The organism is Lactobacillus sp. PV034, assembly GCF_014522305.1.
GTDB lineage: Bacteria > Bacillota > Bacilli > Lactobacillales > Lactobacillaceae > Lactobacillus.
The window spans coordinates 517,487-539,036 of record NZ_CP041982.1 but is presented as its reverse complement, the minus strand read 5'-3'; the positions used below and the strand labels follow the sequence as shown (position 1 = coordinate 539,036).

The following is a 21,550-nucleotide window of genomic DNA, read 5'->3' as shown; positions in this document are numbered from 1 at the left end:
CTTGTGCAGGGTTTTATCCATTTTGGGTAAGATCAAAAATAACAGTTCCTATTAAATTTCTTTCTTGCTATGCTATTTTTTGAGAAAAATATATTGTAAAGGAGAAAAACATGATAGGACAAACTGACTTAAGTTTATACCAAGCTGGCTTGCCCCAAGAGAAGATTTGGTCAAAGGAGAAGGTTAAGCGAGCAATTGTTAAGCAAGCAGGAAGTTTAGCTCGGATGCATGAGGATTCTACTTATAGCATAAATCCGCAGATGATTGCTTTATATGACTTTTCGCAGGAGCCTTTGTTAGGTAAATATCAGACCGTCATTTTTGATCAAGAAAGAGGAATTGTATTAAGTAGAAAATCTAGTCGTCAGCTAGTGCACGATTTTTTTAGGAATAAATTACTTTTCGGTGCTAGTTTTCAAAAACATATTAATGAAATGCTCGGCTTTAAATATCACCATATCATTTCCGTCTGGCAAACTGCCTATTTCTCACTAAATGGCTATTTTGATCAGAATACTGATTGGATTAGCTTGCACCATATTAGTGATTATCAAGTAAATAAGCAAGAAATCTCATTTATTACCACGGTGGGATATCGCTTTGAATTTAATAATTGTTGTCGTCATTTGCCAGCAAGATTGGGCGAAGGGATTACCCATAACTGGATTTTGGGTCAGATTATTAAAGAGAGTTTGCATGAATTGGGTTTGCACTTACGTGCTTGTAAGCGTCTTAAACGATCGTCATCTATTTTAGATGATGAAGCCTATTTAATGCCACGCCGGCTCATTACTTATGACGAAGTGATGCTAAAACAGATTATTACTAAACTAGAAGATCTTGATTTCAAACAAATTGGACGTGCCATTAGCCACCTGTTCGATGTGCCAGTTAATGAAAGTGATCTAAAATTATTGAAAAGAATCAGCAAACGTCAAGATTCAATTTATTAAGATTTAACAGCAATCAGCAAGTAAATTTGCTGGTTGTTTTTTTATTCTTAGAAAGGATAAAATAATGCAAGTTATTTTAAGGAAGAATGAGGATAAAAGTTGTGAAAAAATTAAGATATTTTTCTTTAGTGGCGATAGTAGTCTTGATTGGGATCGTAAGTGCTGCCTGTGGCACTAAGAAAAACATAAGTAGTGGTGGTACTACTTATAAGGGATTAACAGTTTATTCAACAAAGATAAAAAGTGTGAAAACATCAGATCTTGATATTCGTTCAATTGTTGAAGTAACAGGAACAACCAATGCACCTGATGGTGCAAAAGTGATGGCACAGGCACCTATAGTAGGACGTAGTAAATTTTCTAACCTTGGTTCTAGTGAAGATACAAGCTATGCCAAAGTAAAGAATCATAAATTTAAATTATGTATTTCAATCGGTTTAGTTCTTTTACAAAATCAAAATCTCTATGAGCATAAATATATGAAAGTTAAGATATTTGCTGTTACTGGCTATAACGTAAAATACAGTGAACTTAAAATTACAAAAGAACTTGATCAAGCAGTAAAACAAGCTGATATTAAACCATATAAAGTGAAAGAAGATAAATATATCGAGGCTTTTGCTACGGGGCATGTTAGTCAAGCTTATAGGGAAAAAGCAAGCAAAAAATTCTTGATTAATGAAGCAGTAAAGCAATTGAATGATAACTTTAACGGCGAGGTTCAATTTGGCTACGATGAGAATAAGAAAATGTTCACTTTCCTACCACTTAGGGAAAATGTAAAAGAGAATATTACTGAAATAAAAGAAGGAGTAGATCCGGAGGGATGGAGGCAATTAACTAAAGTTCTTGATGATCTTTCCAGTAATATTTATGATACTTTAGAGGTCCATGAGCCAATTTCACTAATTGACCCTACAGATCAAAGTAAAATTCTTTACACTAGTCTTGATGGTAAGGCGACTTACAATTTTATGAAGCAAAAATAGCATAATAATTAGATCAGCAACTAAGTTTGCTGATTTTTTTGTCCCAAGGTAAAAAGGATTTTAGCCGTCACTTATAGGAAAACTTGAATGTAGTAATGAGATAACTTTTTAAGAGGGATGTCTGTTTAACTGCAATTCACCTTGGTTTTTATCAAAAATTGATCCTTGCTAATCTAATAGTGCACAAGCGCTTGTGACAAGAAATTAAGGAGATTGTCACACAATGATTAGTCAAATAAGTTTTATGAAAGCTTGGAACAATAAGAAGTTAGTTGCCGGAGCCTTAAAAGCAGCTTCGGTGCGTCGTGATTATATTAATTACTAAGATTTATTGCAGGATGGCGTGGTTCTTTATGCCCAGATGTTAGATAAGTGGGCAGATAAGGACCAAGCAGAAGTCGATAAGTTAGCCTTTAGAAAAATTATCTGGCAGACCATTGATTCTTTGCGTAAAGTACAAAAACATGATGAGCGTAATACTGATTTAGAAGCAAGTTATGAGCTCTATCAGCCAGAACTTGATTGGGATAACTTGGTGGTTTTAAAAGATGAAATCAAAAAGCTAAATCCAATTGAATATGCTTTGCTCTTTGAACATTTACTTGCCAACAAGACAGTAACCCAGTTAGCCCAAGAATGTGGGATTCCCCGCATCAGCTTGCAAAGAATGAAGAAAAAGCTACTCTTAAAACTAAGAGCACAACTATAAATTGAATAAAGGGACACATACACTAGGCAGCTAAAAAAGCTGTCTTTTTTGCTAGAAGAATAAATGGTGCAGGGGTACAATAAAAATATAAAAATAGAAGTGGAGTGGAAGAAATGACAAAAAAAGATAAAGAAATTTCAACTTTAAAAAGAATTAGCTTAATTTTTTCAATTGTGAACATGGCAATTGGCTTAGTAATTACTATCTTAAGATTAACTGCTAACAAAAAAGAAAGTAATGAAATGAAAGCTAAGAATTAAAAACGGTACTTCAAAAACGAAGTATCGTTTTTTCTATAACTAAATTTAATGTGATTGATAAAATAACGCTTATAGCAAACTATAACTGAAATAGTTTGTTAATTTTGTTAAGTTAAAAGATTTGTATATTCAAAGTAGCTGCTAAAGGTATAAGAATAAGAGTCTAGAAAATTTGCAGATGAGACTTCTTAATAACATTTTTGAAATTTAGGGTGTAAAATTCTTAAATTTATTGTAAACTTTTCATAGCAACATTTATGTTTAAGCAATCTTGAGAGAAGAGAGTTAATTTTTACATGGATGAAAATAAAAAGAAAAATGTAAAGAAGAGACATCATCACCATCACCACCGTATGAGAAAGTTCTGGTGGTGGCTAGGCGGTATTATTGTCGTGCTTTTTGTTGCGGCGGTTTTAGTTGGTGGCTTTATGTATAAGAACTTGCGGGATGCTACTAATGGTTCTTACTCACCAGTTGCTAAAACAAATCAAAGCAATAAGAATCGGGCAAAGCTTGATAAATTACTCGATGAAAAGAAACCAATCAATATTTTGCTATTAGGTACTGATACTGGTGCAATGGGTCGTGATTATAAAGGTAGAACCGATACGATCATGATGGTCAGCATCAATCCTCAGACTAATCAAACTAAGATTGTTTCAATTCCTCGTGATATGAAAGCTAAGCTTCCAGGTTACAGCCAAGATGGTTTTACTAAGATTAATGCCGCTTATGCTGAAGGTGGCGTAGCTGAAACCATTAAGACTCTTGATAAATACTATAGTGTTCCAATTGATGGCTACATCTTAGTTAATATGGAAGGTTTAGTTAAGGGTGTTGATCAAGTCGGTGGTATCGATGTTGTTTCACCATTAACTTTCGAAAACATGGGTTACAAGTTCGTTAAGGGTCACAAGTACCACCTTGATGGTAAAAAAGCTTTGGCCTTTACCCAAACGCGTCATGGTGATCCAAATAATGACTATGGTCGTCAAGATCGTGAACGTCGTGTCATCGTAGCTTTGCTTAAGAAGTCAGTTTCACCAACTACCTTATTAAATAAGAAGTTCTTAGATTCAATGTCTTCTAACATGCAAACTGATTTGACCATGGGTCAAATGATGAAGATTGCAATGAATTACCGTCAGGCAACTGACCATACTTCAACTGATCACGCCCAAGGTCATGGTCAAATGATTGATACGCCAAGATTTGGTCAGATGGAAGAAGAATACATCAACCAAAAGGAACGCCAACGCGTAAGTAACGAAATTCGCTCAAACTTAGGTTTAAGCAAAGCAACCGTAATAGAGGATGGAGAATAGGATTGGAAAATAACAACAACGCAGCACAAAGTAATTCAATTGATTTGTTGCGCTTATGGCGATTATTTAAACAACATATCTTATCAGTGATTATTTGGACTGTTGGTTTAGGAATTATTGGTTTTGCAGTTGCAGAATTTGCTATTCAACCAAAATATAGTTCTAGTGCGCAAATTCTGGTTAACCAGAAGAAAGACCGTGATCCCAACGCGCTTTACAATGCTCAACAAGCCGACGTGCAAATGATCAATACTTATAAGGACATTATCACTAGTCCGGTAATTTTGAATGATGCTTCTAAGTATCTTGCTAACCCAGTTAAGGTAGTGAAGAAAGCACAAAAAGCAAAATATGTTGTTGGTGCAGATGGTGTTCGGCGTCGAGTACGAGCAGCTCAACCAGCTGTGACTGAACGTGATGGTCAAAGTTACGACTATTCAGCTAAAGAATTAAATAAGGCTGTTAGTGTCCAAACCCAACAAAATTCTCAAGTCTTCACTTTAACTGCAACTGCAATTACCCCTGACCAATCAAAGGCAATTGCGAATGCAGTGGCTAACTCATTTAAGAAAAAGATTCCTAAGATCATGAATGTAAACAATGTGACTATTGTTTCTCATGCAAGTAAGGGTGTAAAGAGTTTCCCTAATACTAAGTTGTTCACCCTTGGTGGCTTAGTCTTAGGTTTCATTATCGCAATTGCAATTATTATTACGCGTGATGCCATGAACACTACTGTGCGTGAGGATGATTACTTAAGCAATGAATTAGGTTTGACCAATTTAGGTACGGTTACTCACTTCAACTTATCTAACAGCTTCAGTCTTAACAAGGATAAGAATAAGGGTAATCGTCGTAATAAACGTGTTTAAGGAGGACATCAATGGCTTTATTTAAGAAAAAACGTGGTACCAATGAAACCATGAAGCATGGTGCCAAATTAATCACGCTCGCAAAACCTAAGAGCCCAATTGCAGAACAATTTAGAACCATCAGAACTAACATCAACTTTATGAGTGTTGATGAAAAGGTTAAAACAATTGCCTTTACCTCAGCTAACATTTCTGAAGGTAAGTCAACTGTGAGTGCTAATGTAGCAATCACGATGGCCCAAGCAGGGAAGAAGGTATTATTAATTGATGCCGACTTGCACCGCCCAACCATGCATCAGACCTTTGAATTAAGAAATGTTGTTGGTTTAACAACTGTCCTTACATCAGAAGCTGATGAAATCTACATGAACCAAGTAGTTAATGCTGATGTAATTCCTAACTTGTCAGTTTTAACTTCTGGTCCAATTCCACCAAACCCAGCAGAATTACTTTCATCAAAAAGAATGAAGGCATTCTTAGAGAATGTTTCAAGTCACTATGATGTCGTAATCTTTGATATGGCACCAATTCTTGAAATTTCTGATTCACAAATTCTAGCTGGTGAAATGGATGGAATTGTCCTCGTAGCTCGGCAAGGTGTAACGCAAAAGGCTGGGATCAAGCGTGCGGTAGAAATGCTTGAGATCACTAAGACTAGAATTTTGGGTTATATCATGAATGATGTTCGTACTGGTGCTGATGGCTATGGTTACGGATACGGTTATGGCTACGGCTATGGTTATGAACAAGATACTAAGAAGGCTTAAACAATGGTCTTAGTAGATATTCACTCACATATCTTACCAGGAATTGATGATGGGTCGCCTGATATGGAAACTTCATTAGACCTGGCGCGAACAGCAGTAAAAGATGGTATTACTCATGCTTTGATGACACCACACCATCTAAATGGACGTTATAATAATCACAAGAGTGATGTGATTAAATTAACTAGTGAGTTCAAAGAAGCTCTTGATGAAGCTGAAATTCCACTGACCGTTTATCCAAGTCAAGAAGTACGCTTATCAGCTGATATTCCTGATGCTTTGGACAATGATGATATTTTATTTTGTGATGAAGATGGCAAGTATATGCTACTGGAATTTCCCAGTGAAGATGTACCAACTTACGCACAAAGTATGACCTTTAATTTATTAGGTCGGGGAATTACACCAATCATTGTCCATCCAGAACGTAATAATCGGATCTTACATGAACCAGAAATTTTAGCTGAGTTCTTACAGCAACGCTGTTTGACACAGGTTACTGCTAGTTCTTATATCGGAGTTTTTGGTAAAGAAATTGCTGATTTGAGTGAACGTTTAATTGCTGCAGGCCAGGTAGCAACTTTTGCTTCTGATGCTCACAGCTTAGCTAAACGTGAATCAAAAATGACGCAAGCTTACCAAAAGCTTGCTAAACAAGACAAAAGTTTAGTTACGGTATTCCAACAAAATGCCAAGAACTTCATTAATGGAGAGCAAGTGGATTTAGACTGGAAACCATTAAAAAAGAAAAAGAAATTTTGGATTTTTTAGAAAAAAAGGGGGGGGAGAACAATTACGGAGTTTAAGCAGGTAGAGCTTTCACCTAGTAAAGTTGGTCCTCGTCCTTTTTATCATTTTGTTAAGCGCGGGTTTGATATTATAGGCAGCGGATTAGGGCTAATTGCACTTTCTCCCGTTTTTGCCTGGGTTGCTTACAAAGTCCATCATGAAGATGGCGGTCCAGTTTTCTATAATCAAGCGCGTGTGGGCAAAGATGGTAAGCTCTTTAAAATGTACAAGTTTCGTTCGATGATCCCTAACGCTGATAAGATGGTCAAGCAGCTCGAAGATCAAAATGAAGTCGATGGGGCGATGTTTAAGATTAAAGATGATCCCCGCATTACTAAGATCGGTAAGTTTATTCGTAAGCATTCTTTAGATGAATTACCGCAATTAGTTAATGTTTTTAAGGGTGATATGTCGCTTGTCGGACCACGTCCACCGTTGCCATCTGAAGTTGAGCAATATACTGATTATGATAAACAACGTTTAAAAGTTACTCCAGGCTGTACAGGTCTTTGGCAAGTAACTAAGCGTAATGATGCTAACTTTGACGAAATGGTAGAATTAGATTTAGACTATATTAACAACAGTGGATTTTTCTATGATATGGGAATTATCTTTAAGACTGTTGGTGTATTGTTTAAACCAAATAGTGGGTATTAGAATTGGAGAAAAAAAAGCAAATATGAAAGTATGTTTAGTCGGTTCGAGTGGTGGACATTTAACCCATTTATACATGTTGAAGCCTTTTTGGAAAAATAAAGATAGATTTTGGGTAACTTTTGATAAAGAAGATGCGCGAAGTAAGCTTAATGGTGAGAAGATGTATGGCTGTTATTATCCTACAAATAGAAACCTAAAGAATTTGATTAAAAATACTTTCCTAGCTATTAAAGTGCTCCGCAAGGAACGTCCTGACGTTATCATTTCTAGTGGAGCTGCAGTAGCAGTTCCTTTTTTTTATATCGGAAAATTAATGGGGGCAAAGACTATATATATTGAGGTATTTGATAGATATGACAAACCCACTATAACAGGAAAGCTTGTTTATCCAATTACCGATCGTTTTATTGTTGAATGGGAAGAAATGAAAAAAGTTTATCCTAAAGCAATCAATTTAGGGAGTATTTTTTAATGATTTTTGTAACTGTTGGAACACATGAACAACCTTTTAATAGGTTGGTTAAAAAAATTGATGACTTAGTAGCTGAGGGTGATATCCAAGAAAAAGTTATTGTTCAAATAGGGTTTAGTACTTATATTCCTGAGCATTGTGAAGCATATAAAATGATGTCCTATGATGAAATGCAAGAAGCATTAAAAAATGCTCGAATAGTGATTACACATGGTGGACCATCTAGTTTTATTGAAGCTCTTCAATTTGGAAAAATTCCAATCGTTGTCCCAAGACAAGAAAAATTTCACGAGCATGTAAATAATCATCAGGTCGATGTTACTAAATTAATTGCAAAGAGAATGAACAATATTATTCCTGCTTATGAGATTGATGATTTAAAGAAGACAATTGATGATTATGATGAAATTGCTAAAACTAAAAATGCTGGTGAAAATAGCAATAATAAGCAATTTAATGAGAAGTTAGAAAAAATTATAAATAATTTAATGGAGAATTAATTTGAAAAAAGTGGGAATTATGTCTATGCAAAGGATTTACAATTATGGTTCTTTTTTGCAGGCATACGGATTAAAAAAAATAATTGAATCCTTAGATGCTCAAGTCAAATTTGTTGATTATCATCCTGGAAAGCCAATTATAAGTACAGAGAGAGGGACTAATTTAGTTAGAAAATTAAAAAAGGTTTTTCAAACCTTAAAGATTAAGGCTTCAATCAAATCTAAATTAGATTATATCAATTATAAAAGAAACTATGGTAAGACAATTTTTCCTCTTTTAGATTTAAAATCAGAAAAAAATTTTGATACCAAAAATCTTGACTTGTTGATTATCGGCAGTGATGAAGTATTTAATTGTATCCAAAGTAATCCAAATGTAGGTTTCTCGAGAGATTTATTTGGAGTTAATTCAGAGGCCGAAAGATTAATTTCTTATGCTGCTTCTTTTGGAAATACTACTTTAAAAAAAATAAAGAAATATAATAAAGATCAGTCTATAAAAAAGTGGATTAATAATTTTGATGCTTTATCAGTTAGAGATGAAAATTCATTAGATATTATTCAATCTTTAACAAACAAAGAAGTAAATATAAATTTGGATCCGGTTCTAATTTACGATTTTATGAGATATGAATCTATTCCTAATATAAATGTAGAATATAATTATTTGATCTTATATGGTTATAACGGTCGCTTTTCTCAAGCAGAATGTAAAAGAATACGAGAATTTGCAGATAAAAAAGAATTAAAGATCCTTTGTATAGGCGGAATACAACATTATTGTGATTATTTTATTAATTGTAAGCCGTTTGAGGTTCTCGAATACTTTAAAAATGCTAAATATATAATTACAGATACTTTTCATGGAACGATAATGTCAATTATTAATCATAAAAGATTCGCAACTTTAATTAGAAATCAAGGCTATGGTAATTCAGAGAAGATTACAGACCTTTTAAATAGATTGAATTTAAATAATCAGAGATTAGATACTATTGATAAGTTGGATACTATTTTAAATAATAAAATTGATTATTTAAAAGTTGATAATATAATCTCAGACGAAAGACATAAAACTTTAGAGTATCTAAAAAAACAGTTAGTAGAAGTTGAGTGATAGGATTTATGTCAAATAAAAGAATCAAACTGGCCATGATAGCCACTAATCTTAAATTAAACGGGATTAGTACAGTTATTATGAATTATATTTCGTATTTAGATTTAGATAAATATAGAGTAACTCTAATAGTAGGAAAAGGCGTGGCTCAAAAATATAGAAATATTTGTAAGAGAAAAAAAGTACAAATTATTGAGTTAGCTCCAAGAAAAGAAAGTCCAGTAAGATTTTATTACGGATTATACAAATACTTATTATTTCATCATTTTGATATAGTTCATGTTCATGGAAGTAACGCTTCTATTGGAATGGAACTTTTTTTAGCAAAAATAAGTGGGATAAAAATTCGTATAGCGCATAGTCATAATACTACGAGTACCAGTATGAGAATACATAAAATGATGAAACCAATTTTTAATTTTTCTTATACTGATGGGTTTGCTTGTGGAAAATTAGCTGGGAAATGGTTATTTGGGGATAAACCGTTTACTATAATTCCAAATGGAGTAGAAGTAGATAGGTTTAAATTTGATCCTGTTAAACGAAACTTTATAAGAAAAGAATTGAAACTAGATAAAAGTTTTGTTATTGGACATGTTGGAAGATTTAATTATCAAAAGAATCATAAATTTCTTTTAGCAGTTTTTGAAGAGATACTCAAACAAAAGAAAAATGCAAAGTTACTTTTAGTGGGAAATGGTCCAGATTTTGAAAAGTTTAGAAATAGTATAATTTATAAAAAATTTTCAAAAAATATTATTCTCTATGGAGAAACTAATAAACCAAATGATTTATATCAAGCTATGGATTACTTTGTTTTTCCATCTAGATTTGAAGGATTACCTTTGACTTTGATAGAAGCACAAATTTCTGGACTACCATGTTTAGTATCTGATGTAATAACACCAGAAGTTCAATTATCTAAGAATCTTAAATTTATGTCATTAAATAATGCACCAAAAAAATGGACTAAAACGATTATGAACTCTTCATTAGAAGATAGAAATAATTTTTTTAAGGAAAATATTTCTGCTATAGATCATTATCGTATAAAAAATGATGTAGATATTTTAGACAAACAATATCAAAAAATTTTAAAGGAAAATAATAAATGAAGAAACAACCATTAATTTCGGTCATTGTACCTGTTTATAATGATGAAAAATATTTATCACTGTGCTTAGATTCGCTGTTAAATCAAAACTACAAAAATTTAGAAATTATTCTAATTGATGATGGTTCAGAAGATAGTTCTTTAAAAATTTTGAACAATTATTCTGAAAAAGATAAAAGAATTAATGTATATCATAAAAAAAATACGGGTGTTAGTGATACACGAAATTATGGGTTGGAAAGAGCTAATGGAGAATATATATGTTTTTCTGATGCAGATGATATTCTTACGACAGATTATGTAAGTTATTTATATAAGTTATTAATTTGTTATCATGCAGATATTGCATTAACACGAAAAATGTATAGCAATTTCAATAAAAAACAGGTTAAAAAGAATAATGAAATGTTGGTGTCAGGTAAAGATGCAGCAAGAGATATACTTACATATAACATACCGATTGGAGTTTATAGTAAATTATTTAAGCATGACTTTTTAATTAAAAATAAAATAAAATTTGATACGGAACTGTATATAGGAGAAGGATTTAATTTTAATTTCGATGCATTTATGGCTGCTAATAAAGTAGTTGTTTCAGATAAAAAAATTTATTATTATCGTCGTGATAATGAAACTAGTGCAACTACACGATTTTCAATGAAGAAGTGGGAAAATGGATTATATGCAATTAAAAAAATAAAAAATAAATTAGATGATAATCCCTCTGAACAATTAATAAATGCATGGAATTTCGCATGGTGGCGAACTAATTCGGATGTATACGATAATATGGTATTAGCAAATGCACAACAAAAATACCCTGATATATTTGATAGGATTATGAAAGTTACAAAAAAACAGGCCCTTATTGCATGGAATGTATCAACGTCGAAACAAAATAGGCTTAGAGCTACAATGATGAGAGTTTGTCCGTTATTTATACCATTATTATTGAAATTAAGAAAAAAGAAATTATAAAAATGAAAAAAATTACATATATTAATGAGTTTGGGCTAAAAATATTTTTGAGTAAATCAATTAGAAGGCTATTTTTTAAAAATTATACTTGGATCGGGAAAAAAATAAATTTAAAAAATGAAAATATAATAAAAAAATTTTTGATAGAAAATATTTGGAATGAAGCATATAAAATAAGTCTTCAACCCAATCCAATTAATAAAAGTATAGAGATTAATAACACAATCTGGACCATGTGGTGGCAAGGTGAAAAGAATGCCCCTGATATTGTAAAAGTTTGTATAAAAAAACTACGTGATGAAAATAAAAAGGTAGTAGTAATAACCAAAGACAATTATTTGAAATATGTAACTTTAGAAAAAGAAATAGTAAAAAAATTTAAAGAAGAAAAAATATCATTTACTCATTTTTCTGATATTATTCGTGTTAATTTACTATTTAATTATGGGGGAATGTGGATAGACTCTACAGTTTTAGCTACTAAAAAAATTCAAAATTCTATCTTGAAAAAAGAATTTTATAGTATAAAAACAGAGAATTATACAAATGATCCTTCTCACGGACGATGGACGACTTTTTGTATGGAGGCTATTCAAGGATCAATCATTATGAAATATTTGGTTAATGCTTTTAATATATACTTTAAAAAATATAATTATATGGTTGATTATATTCTTTTAGACTATTTTATATTACTTGCATATGAATCTAATAATCAAGTGAGATTGATAATTGATAATATTCCTAAAAATAATTCACATGTATTTGATTTACGAAAATATTTAAATATTCCGGTAAAAAAATGTAAATACTTTAAGGATACTTATTTGTATAAATTAAGTTATAAGATGAATTTTAATGTAAATAGTAAACAACAAACTTTATATCAGAACTTAATATTGAATATTGGAAATAATACTACAAATGTCAAAATTTAAATCGTTAGCAAATAATTTTATTATTTTTATTAAAACAACAGTAACTAAAAAGAAAATAAAAAATATGGATACACCTATGTTCTTTTATTAGTATTAATAAAACTTTGTCATAGATCTAATTCTAAATTTGAACATATATTGACACAAAAAAAAGATAAAAAAATAGATACATATTTGAATAATAACTATAGTTTAATAATTAGGAGTTTTTTTAGTGAAAATGAAAAGAAGTAAAATTTTTGTTTTGTGGTATCAAGGAGAAAAAAATGCCCCTGATTTAGTAAAGCTGTGTATTTCGAGTATTAAAAATAATTCTGCTGATCATGAAGTAATTGTGTTAGATGATCATAATTTATATGAATGGATACCCAAATTTCCAAAAGAGATAGAAAGAAAATTTGATAATGGTATATTTTCAATGCAATTAAAGTCTGATTTAATTCGCTATTCTTTATTAGAAAAATATAATTGTTTATGGTTGGATGCAACAGTTTTTGTATCTCATCCTATTCCTCAAAGCATATTCTCTAAGGATTTTTTTACAGTAGTAAGAACCGAGGCTCAAAAAAAAGATATTAGTGGAAAAATTTCTCCATTTATTATGGGAAGAAATGATTCTCCAAAAAGTAGAAAGATATTTTCTTTTTGTAAAAAGATGCTAGAAACATATATTTTAAAAGAAGATGATCTTATTAATTATCTTTTAGTAGAAAATATTCTTTATATTGCAATAAAACATAATAATTGGTTAAAGAAAGAAATAGATACTTTTTTTAATAATAAAAAAGACGTTTTAGGTTTAGTAAAAAAATTAAATACCGAATATGATAAAAATATAGATGTTTTTTTAAAAAATAATACTTTTAATAAATTGAATTTTCATAAAAATTATTCTGAAAAAGATGTAAATGGAAATTTAACTGTATTTGGTAAATTGAAGGAACAATATTTAAAAGAAGAGATATAAAATGAGTATTTATTATTTTAGTGAACAAATTGGCGATAATAAAACTGCGGGATCAAAAGCTCGAATAGACGCAGAAAAGATATTAAAAAAGAGAGATATGATACCCTTGTTCCCTTATTCATATATTGGAAATAATCATTTAAAGAAAATATACAAGATTTTGTCCGTATTGGGTAAAGTACGAGAGCAGGATTATATTTTAATTCAATACCCACTACCTGTTGGTTTTAATCCATTATTAAAAGTAATTGAAAAAAGAAAAAAGGTTATTTTATTAGTTCATGATATAGCTACTTTGAGATACGATGGCAATGTTAAAAAAGAAATTAAAAGAATAAAATCTGCTAAATACATTATTTCACATAATACTAAAATGACAGATTTTTTTATAAAACAAGGAATAGCCGAAGAAAAAATAATTAATTTAGAAATTTTTGATTATCTGATAGATATAGATAGTATAAATGACCATATAAATGATAGAGAAGAAATTTGTTTTGCTGGAAATTTAGAAAAATCAAAGTTTATATATAAACTTGATTCTGTTTTTAAACAAATAAAGGTAAATTTATATGGAATAGGATTTAATAAAAATAAAAAATATACTTCTTTAAATTATAATGGAGCATATCCATCAAGTATTATTCATTGCCGGCTCAAAGGAAAATATGGATTAGTATGGGATGGACCGAGTACTAAAACGTGTGAAGGATACTTTGGTAAGTATCTTTCTATAAATAATCCTCATAAGGTGTCAATGTACATCGTAGCAAAGTTACCAATAATTATTTGGAAAAATGCTGCAATGGCCGATCTAGTAAAGAAATATAAAATAGGAATTACTATTTCTAATCTAAATGAATTAGAGAATAAATTAAGGAATATAACACCGGATGACTATACTCAAATGGTCAATAATGAATTAAAATTAAGAAAAAAAATAATAAAAGGATACTTTTTAAATAAAGCTTTGGATAAAATACAATAGCGATATTGGTGTGGTGAGAGGAGAAAGCGAGATAAGTTTTGAAAATAGGACGAATATATAACTTCTTTAATTATATAATAGCAGCTATACTAATTTATAATTGTCAATCTATTTGGGCAAGTGGATTGAATAATGAAGTATTAAATACAGTAACGTATTTTATATTAGTTGCTTCTGCTCTCATAAATATAATTCTGTTATTAACTCAATCTAAAAATCAGGTTAATCTATCTTCAATTCTGATAGATAGTTTATTTATTATAGTTTATTTGGGCCTTTTTATCTTTTTTAGTACATATCCTAATACTAAGTTATTTGCTCTTAGATTACTGATAGTAGTAGTTTTATTTTTTTGGTTAATAAAGTTGGAAAATAAGAGAATTCCTAGTATTTTAATATCTTATTGGAATTTGATGATAATTATTGGATTAATTTCTTTATTATTTTGGGTATTGGGTTCATTATTTAGATTAATTTCGCCAACTGGGACTGTAGAATCTTTTTGGGGTGCTTTCGATGGAATTCCTCATTTAGTTAATAGTTACTTTAATGTATATTATGAAACCCAAAGTGTTAATAGTATTATAGGAACTTTTATTAGAAATACTGCAATTTTTACTGAAGGTCCAATGGCTGCTTTAAACTTTTCATTGGCTCTTTTAATTGGAATAAATAGTAGTTCCAAAAATTTAGTTTTAAAAAATACAATTTTAGTTTTTTCTCTAGCAAGTACTTTTACAACTACAGGCTACATCTTTTTAACTATCTTAATTTTAGGACATTGGATAGATCGTTTAAAAAAGAAAAATTCTTTTAATATCTCTTATTTAATATTTATTCTTCCTATTTTAATTGTGGGAAGTTTACTGTTAATAGTTCTTTTTAATCAAAAAAGAATTTATGGTAGTGGTTCAGTTGATGTGAGATTTGATGATTATAGAGTGGGATTAAAAACATGGACTCAACATATTATTTTTGGAACCGGAATTTCAAATTCCAATGCTTTAAGAAATAATATGGAACTATGGAGGATGGGGAATCCTGGTTTTAGTAATTCTATAACTGAAGTATTGGCAAATGGAGGATTATATTTAGGTATACTATATTTTGGATCATTTTTTAAAGGTTTACTAACTAAGGACGGCCTTAAAAAAATTTTTGTAGTAATGACATTTTATTTATTTGTTACAACGGCATTTACGTACAATTATATTTTGATTTTTTTACTAATATGGTTTAGTAGCTTTTCTACGACCAGGGAGAACAATAATGAAATATTCTCCATTGAAGCAATTAATAAAGAGTGATGTAGTAGGTTATGATAATTCATTAACTTCGGTAAGTTTAAAAAACTTTTTAGTACGATATATAAAAACTCCAGGCTTTAAAGTAACTACTTGGATGAGAATATGTAAATATCTTTCTACAAAAAGATTTTCTAAAATGATTTTGTTTATGGCGAGATTAAAATATAGAAAATTACAAGTGAAGTATGGTATTCAAATTGGTTATAAACTACAGATTAAAGGTGGATTTGCAATAAACCACTATGGAGGGATAGTTATAGGAAGTGGGGCTAAAATTGGAAGTAATTTTGATATTAGACATTCGATTACCATTGGTCACGTTGATGGAAAAACGCCTATAATAGGAAATAATGTATCTGTTGGTGCAAATGTTATAATTCTAGGAAATTGTACAATTGGTGATAATGTTATAATCGGTGCAGGTAGTGTGGTAGTTAAATCTATACCAAGTAATTCAATAGTGGTTGGAAATCCAGCAAAAGTGATAAAGAAAATAAATAAAATTCATAAAAGAATATAATTAAATTAATTCTTTATAAATAATAAAAACTTTGTAGTCAAAAAAATATTATAAGAGGTTATAGTCGGTGAAAAATAAAAAGATATTGATAGTTGGAGCGGGATTGTATGGGACTGTTTTTGCATATGAAACTGCTAATAGGGGATATCAAGTAACCATAATTGAAAAAAGAAATCATATTTCAGGAAATATTTATACAAAAGAAATAGATGGAATTCAAGTACACCAATATGGGGCCCATATTTTTCATACTTCTAATAAGAAGGTATGGGACTATGTTCATCAATTTGCTGATTTTAACCGTTATACTAATAGTCCAGTGGCCAATTACAAAGGACATATGTATAATTTGCCATTCAATATGAATACTTTCAGCGAAATGTGGGGAGTAAGAACTCCACAAGAAGCTCTTGACAAGATTAATGAACAGCGTCAAGAGATGGCTGGTAAAGAGCCCAAAAACCTAGAAGAACAGGCTATTTCTTTAATTGGTAGAGATATCTATGAAAAATTGATCAAAGGTTATACTGAAAAACAATGGGGAAGAAAATGTACTGAACTTCCTGCTTTCATTATCAAGCGTCTTCCAGTTCGATTAATTTATGATAACAACTATTTCAATGATGATTATCAGGGTATTCCAATTGGTGGTTACACTAAAATGGTAGAAAAGATGCTAGATAATTCTAACATTACCGTTAAGTTGAATACTGACTTCTTTGATAAGAAAGACGAGTATCTTAAGAATTACGATAAAGTAGTTTATACTGGCATGATTGATAAGTTCTTTGATTATCAACTGGGTGAGCTTGAATACCGTTCTTTGCGTTTTGAAACCGAAGAAAAGAATGTAGGTAATTACCAAGGAAATGCGGTAATTAATTATACGGAACGTGAAATTCCATATACTCGTGTAATTGAACATAAGCACTTTGAATTTGGTAAGGGAGATAAAGATAAAACTATTATTACCCGTGAATATCCAGCTGATTGGAAACATGGAGATGAACCTTACTATCCAGTTAATAATGAACGCAATAATGAGTTATATAAGAAATATCAAGAACTAGCTGAACAACAAGATAAAGTTATTTTTGGTGGACGTTTAGGTCAATACAAGTACTACAATATGGATCAAGTTATTGCTGAAGCATTGAAGAGTGTAGAAAACACTATTGGTAAATAAAATAATGAAAGTAATAAAGAATTATCTATATAATATTGGGTATCAAGTTTTAGCTATTATTGTACCGTTGATTACCTCAGCTTATGTAGCCAGAGTTTTATCACCTAAAGGTGTGGGGATTAATGCGTTTACTAACTCAATAATCAATTATTTTATTTTAATTGCAACTATGGGTATAGGTTACTATGGAAATAGGCAGATAGCATATGTTCGTGAAGATAGAAGAAAAATGTCTCAAACTTTCTGGGAAATTCAGATTGTAAAAACTTTGATGACGCTTCTATCTTTTATTGTATTTGAAATATTTTTGATATTTTATACACGTCAAAGCAATTATATGTGGGCTCAATCCATTAATTTAGTAGCTGTGGCATTTGATATTTCATGGTTTTATGAAGGAATTGAAGATTTTAAGGTAACAGTTTTAAAGAATTCTTTTGTAAAAATATTGTCAATGGGGGCCATTTTTATTTTTATTAAAAATCCGAGTGATTTAATGCTATATATCATTGTTCTAGCATTATCGACTTTATTTGGAAATCTTACTTTGTGGCCAAATATAATTAAGGATTTGCCAAAAGTTAGTCCTAATATTTTAAATCCATGGCGTCATTTTCTACCTATGGCGGAGCTTTTTATCCCTCAAATAGCTACCCAAGTGTATGTTCAATTAAATAAAACAATGCTTGGTGGAATGGTAAATGAAACTGCTTCGGGTTATTATCAATATTCAGATAATCTAGTAAAACTTATTTTGGCCTTAGTGACAGCGACAGGAACTGTGATGTTACCTCACGTTGCTAATGCTGTAGCTAAAGGAAATATGGAAAAAGTTAATAATATGCTTTATAAATCTTTTGACTTTGTATCTGCAATTGCTTATCCAATGATGTTTGGTTTAGCGAGTGTTTCGTTAACTTTGGCAGTGAAATACTATGGTTCTGGTTATGGGCCCGTGGGACCTGCTATGTTAATTGAATCGATAGTAATTTTAATGATTGCCTGGAGTAATGTTATAGGAGTACAGTATTTGTTACCTTTGAAGAAAAATAAGGAGTTCACTGCATCTGTTACTTTTGGAGCAATTATTAATATTATCTTGAATATTCCATTAATTCATCGATGGGGCTTATACGGCGCCATGTGGTCAACCGTAATTTCAGAGATCAGTGTAACTCTTTATCAATTTATTGCAGTACGAAAATTATTAAGTTTTAAAATTTTATTGAAAGAAACTTGGAAATATTTTGTAGCGGGTTTAGTAATGTTTATTCCTGTTTTTTGGATGAATACTCACCTTAAGAACTCTTGGTTAATGCTTGGAGTAGAAGTCGTATGTGGAATATTGATTTATGTAGTAATGTTGCTTATCCTGCGCGCTGCTATTTTGAAGGATGGTAAGAATATTGTGATGAGTGTGGTAAGGAGAAAGTAAATATTTACTATATTAGGAGAAGTAAGAATGAATGGATTCCCAACGAATGCTTCATATGTTAGAAAAGGTTTTAATTATCAAGATATGGCAGCTTTATACTATTTTTTGATGCATATATCTGAAATTGCTGAATTAAATAATGAAGGAAATGAAGATATAGATGTAAAATTGAAAGATGGAACAATACGTTATTTTCAAGCAAAGGAAACAAAAAATATAGATAACGCTCTGAAGAAAACAGAATTAAGAGACGCTTTACATACATTAAGCAATAATATCATACGACAAAATTATAATCATTTAGATGAAGTAGGCATTATTACTAATTGTAATTATCCATTTACTCAGAAAGATTATAATTTTAAAGTTCCTTATAAAAAAATAGATTATTCAGGGTTATCCAGTATAGCAACTAAGCGAATAAATGATATATTACAAGAATTTCCAAAAGAGATTGATATTGATTTTCTTCTTAGTAAATTAAGCGTAACAAAACTTGCCTATCAGGGTAGTGATGATGCGTCTCTTCTAGAAAGATTAGAGATTCCAATTTATAGCTTTATGACAATGGCGAGAATAGAGAGGAGTAGATATCGCCAGTTATTAATGGATTGGTCATTTTTGTTTAATAGAAGTTCAGAAAATATTAAGTATAAAATAACGCCCCAGAAATTTATTGAAAGAACTGCAGTTACAATAATGGATGAACCGAATTTAGATAAATTTTTTAGTATTTTTCAAATACGAACTGGTAATAAAACCTATATTTCAAATAATTATTCTGAACAGTTAGAAAAATTTCTTAATAACTTTAAATATATGTCAGTAATACAACAAGATTTTGATAAATATACAAATAAAAATCAAAATATGCTACAGAATGATCTGGAAATTGAGTTTGTAAATTATGAATATGAAAAAATATCTAAGCTAATGGGATTAAATGAAGAAGAGGCAGATCAGGATATTGTTAAATTAATTATTTGGTTAAGGATAATTCATGATACATATTTTAGAAATTTGGAAAGCATAATTAGTGATGAAGATTAAAGAATTATCAGTAAATAATAAAAAGTTTGATTTTAGTAATAAAACTCTTGTATATAGCACAAAAAATAGTGTAGGTAAAACTACTTTATTAAGATTAATTCTTTATGCATTAGGCTATAATGTTCCCTCTACTAAAGGATTAAATTTTAAAAATCTTTCATTAAATTTAAAATTATCAGACAAAAATCATACTATTCTGATAAATAGAAGTAATAACGAATTAACTACTAATCTTTTTAAAAATAAATTATATTCAATGAAAATTGATGAAGAACAAAATGAATTTCATAGTAGTCTTTTTGGAATTGATATTCCTGAAATTGTAAATAATATTTTAGGATTAATTTATTTTGATCAAGAGAAGGGGTGGACTCTATTAAATAGAGGATTAGTAATAGGGAGTATACATTTTCAAATCGAAGAATTAATTGAAGGACTAGAAAAATCTAATTTAATAGAATTAAAAAATAAAATAGATAAGTTATCTAAGGAAAGAAAAATATACAGTCAATTAGAGAAATTAATTAATTTACAAACTGAATATAATGGAAATGAACACTTAGTAGAAGAATCTACTTTAAAATTACAAAGTAGACATAAATCATTAAGATTAGAAATAAAGCAAATAAAAAAAGAAATATCTGACTACGTGAAAATACAAAAGGATAATAAGAAATTAATCGAATTTATTGAAGAATCGGGTATTCGAATTAAAATGGAAGACAAAGAAGTTGCCGTAACTAAAGAAAACATTATTGGATATAATACTAATCAAAGATTGATTGATGCAATATTAACAAGGAAAAGGAGTTTTTTAAAAGAATATGAATATCAATTATATAAGATAGAAGAAAAATTAAATCAAAAACTCCAATTAATTAATATAGAGGATCGATTAGAAGAATTGAATGGATATATTTCTTCAAATATGTTTTCTGAACAAGAAATTTCGATACTAATAAGTAAGTATACTAAAGAATTAAAAAAATTAAATAAATTATTTAGGAATCAATTATATAATTCCAAAGTTACAAGGCAAATTTATAAGAGAATAAAGAAGTATAGCCGAATTTTAAAAATAGAAGATAGTATTGATGAATCAAAAGATTTTATTTTTACAAAAAATTTAAAACAATATTCTGGTGCAAAATTACATCTCCTAGTTTTTACTTTTAGAATGGCCTTATTAAAAGAAGTGCAAGATTATTTTAAAATTGAGTTACCTATCATACTAGATTCACCCAAAACTGGAGAATTAGATGAAAATAATTTAAATTTAATGTTTACTCTCTTAAAAAAGGAATTTCCAAATAATCAGTTAATTGTTGCATCAATCATTTCCAAAAAAGAAAGACTAAATGAAAGATTATATAATGGATTTATTAAGATAGAAAAAAGTTTATTAGAAAATTAAAGAATTTATAAATTGTCTCTCTATCAAATCCTGTTAATGGAGAGACAATGAATTAGAATCAGACGATTAATTCGTTTGATTCTTTTTCTTTTACTCTATTTTGTTTCAACCTAATTTTGAGTAAAAATAAATACTTTACTAATTTTTGTAATTATACTAAAAGAAAAACATTAGATGGAGGTCCCATATCTATCTAAGACTTTGTGAATAGTAGAAGCAGAGATAGTTATTTTTAATAAATAA

23 protein-coding genes are annotated in these 21,550 nt (G+C 29.8%); all 23 read left to right on the top strand.

Annotation, left to right across the window (positions count from 1 at the left end):
* Window positions 1–110: 110 nt before the first annotated feature.
* The 23 genes from FP432_RS02735 (at window position 111) to FP432_RS02625 (ending at window position 21,307) form a co-directional block, all read left to right on the top strand.
* Window positions 111–953, top strand: coding sequence for a hypothetical protein (locus FP432_RS02735; RefSeq protein WP_265489328.1), 843 nt, complete (start codon window positions 111–113; stop codon window positions 951–953).
* Window positions 954–1,054: 101 nt separating this feature from the next.
* Window positions 1,055–1,942: a hypothetical protein gene (locus tag FP432_RS02730; protein WP_265489327.1), complete on the top strand. Its 888-nt coding sequence runs from the start codon at window positions 1,055–1,057 to the stop codon at window positions 1,940–1,942.
* Between the two features lie 361 nt (window positions 1,943–2,303).
* Complete coding sequence (locus tag FP432_RS02725) at window positions 2,304–2,651, top strand: sigma-70 family RNA polymerase sigma factor (RefSeq protein ID WP_265489326.1); 348 nt, start codon at window positions 2,304–2,306, stop codon at window positions 2,649–2,651.
* 113 nt (window positions 2,652–2,764) lie between these two features.
* Entirely contained in the window at window positions 2,765–2,911 is a 147-nt protein-coding gene (locus FP432_RS02720) for a hypothetical protein (protein ID WP_265489325.1), read from the top strand.
* A gap of 296 nt (window positions 2,912–3,207) precedes the next feature.
* A complete protein-coding gene (locus FP432_RS02715) occupies window positions 3,208–4,236 on the top strand; it encodes an LCP family protein (protein ID WP_265489324.1) in 1,029 nt (342 codons plus the stop codon).
* A gap of 2 nt (window positions 4,237–4,238) precedes the next feature.
* Complete coding sequence (locus FP432_RS02710; protein ID WP_265489323.1) at window positions 4,239–5,108, top strand: YveK family protein; 870 nt, start codon at window positions 4,239–4,241, stop codon at window positions 5,106–5,108.
* Window positions 5,109–5,119: 11 nt separating this feature from the next.
* On the top strand, window positions 5,120–5,875 hold the full coding sequence (locus FP432_RS02705; protein ID WP_265489322.1) for a CpsD/CapB family tyrosine-protein kinase: 756 nt from the start codon (window positions 5,120–5,122) through the stop codon (window positions 5,873–5,875).
* Between the two features lie 3 nt (window positions 5,876–5,878).
* Complete coding sequence (locus tag FP432_RS02700; protein WP_265489321.1) at window positions 5,879–6,646, top strand: tyrosine-protein phosphatase; 768 nt, start codon at window positions 5,879–5,881, stop codon at window positions 6,644–6,646.
* A 21-nt stretch (window positions 6,647–6,667) separates the two neighbouring features.
* Window positions 6,668–7,321: a sugar transferase gene (locus FP432_RS02695; protein ID WP_265489588.1), complete on the top strand. Its 654-nt coding sequence runs from the start codon at window positions 6,668–6,670 to the stop codon at window positions 7,319–7,321.
* Between the two features lie 22 nt (window positions 7,322–7,343).
* Entirely contained in the window at window positions 7,344–7,793 is a 450-nt protein-coding gene (gene pssD / locus FP432_RS02690) for a PssD/Cps14F family polysaccharide biosynthesis glycosyltransferase (protein ID WP_265489320.1), read from the top strand.
* Window positions 7,793–8,293: a glycosyltransferase gene (locus tag FP432_RS02685; RefSeq protein ID WP_265489319.1), complete on the top strand. Its 501-nt coding sequence runs from the start codon at window positions 7,793–7,795 to the stop codon at window positions 8,291–8,293. Before pssD ends, FP432_RS02685 begins: the two co-directional genes overlap by 1 nt.
* A 10-nt stretch (window positions 8,294–8,303) precedes the next feature.
* Window positions 8,304–9,410 carry a polysaccharide pyruvyl transferase family protein gene (locus FP432_RS02680; protein WP_265489586.1) on the top strand — a complete coding sequence of 369 codons (1,107 nt, stop codon included), beginning with the start codon at window positions 8,304–8,306 and terminating at the stop codon, window positions 9,408–9,410.
* Between the two features lie 8 nt (window positions 9,411–9,418).
* A complete protein-coding gene (locus FP432_RS02675) occupies window positions 9,419–10,525 on the top strand; it encodes a glycosyltransferase family 1 protein (protein ID WP_265489318.1) in 1,107 nt (368 codons plus the stop codon).
* Window positions 10,522–11,502 (top strand): glycosyltransferase family 2 protein, encoded by a 981-nt coding sequence (locus tag FP432_RS02670; RefSeq protein ID WP_265489317.1) that lies wholly within the window; start codon window positions 10,522–10,524, stop codon window positions 11,500–11,502. The genes FP432_RS02675 and FP432_RS02670 overlap by 4 nt, the downstream gene beginning before the upstream one ends.
* A gap of 2 nt (window positions 11,503–11,504) precedes the next feature.
* On the top strand, window positions 11,505–12,440 hold the full coding sequence (locus FP432_RS02665; protein WP_265489316.1) for a capsular polysaccharide synthesis protein: 936 nt from the start codon (window positions 11,505–11,507) through the stop codon (window positions 12,438–12,440).
* Window positions 12,441–12,660: 220 nt separating this feature from the next.
* Window positions 12,661–13,407, top strand: coding sequence for a capsular polysaccharide synthesis protein (locus FP432_RS02660; protein ID WP_265489585.1), 747 nt, complete (start codon window positions 12,661–12,663; stop codon window positions 13,405–13,407).
* Window position 13,408: 1 nt separating this feature from the next.
* Entirely contained in the window at window positions 13,409–14,395 is a 987-nt protein-coding gene (locus FP432_RS02655; protein ID WP_265489315.1) for a hypothetical protein, read from the top strand.
* A 38-nt stretch (window positions 14,396–14,433) separates the two neighbouring features.
* Window positions 14,434–15,702, top strand: coding sequence for an O-antigen ligase family protein (locus FP432_RS02650; protein WP_265489314.1), 1,269 nt, complete (start codon window positions 14,434–14,436; stop codon window positions 15,700–15,702).
* Entirely contained in the window at window positions 15,665–16,222 is a 558-nt protein-coding gene (locus FP432_RS02645; protein ID WP_265489313.1) for a serine O-acetyltransferase, read from the top strand. Before FP432_RS02650 ends, FP432_RS02645 begins: the two co-directional genes overlap by 38 nt.
* 67 nt (window positions 16,223–16,289) lie before the next feature.
* Entirely contained in the window at window positions 16,290–17,408 is a 1,119-nt protein-coding gene (glf, locus tag FP432_RS02640) for a UDP-galactopyranose mutase (RefSeq protein ID WP_265489312.1), read from the top strand.
* Between the two features lie 4 nt (window positions 17,409–17,412).
* Window positions 17,413–18,843, top strand: coding sequence for a polysaccharide biosynthesis C-terminal domain-containing protein (locus tag FP432_RS02635; RefSeq protein ID WP_265489311.1), 1,431 nt, complete (start codon window positions 17,413–17,415; stop codon window positions 18,841–18,843).
* A gap of 27 nt (window positions 18,844–18,870) precedes the next feature.
* On the top strand, window positions 18,871–19,893 hold the full coding sequence (locus FP432_RS02630; protein ID WP_265489310.1) for a dsDNA nuclease domain-containing protein: 1,023 nt from the start codon (window positions 18,871–18,873) through the stop codon (window positions 19,891–19,893).
* Window positions 19,883–21,307 carry a hypothetical protein gene (locus FP432_RS02625; protein ID WP_265489309.1) on the top strand — a complete coding sequence of 475 codons (1,425 nt, stop codon included), beginning with the start codon at window positions 19,883–19,885 and terminating at the stop codon, window positions 21,305–21,307. The genes FP432_RS02630 and FP432_RS02625 overlap by 11 nt, the downstream gene beginning before the upstream one ends.
* Window positions 21,308–21,550: the final 243 nt, after the last annotated feature.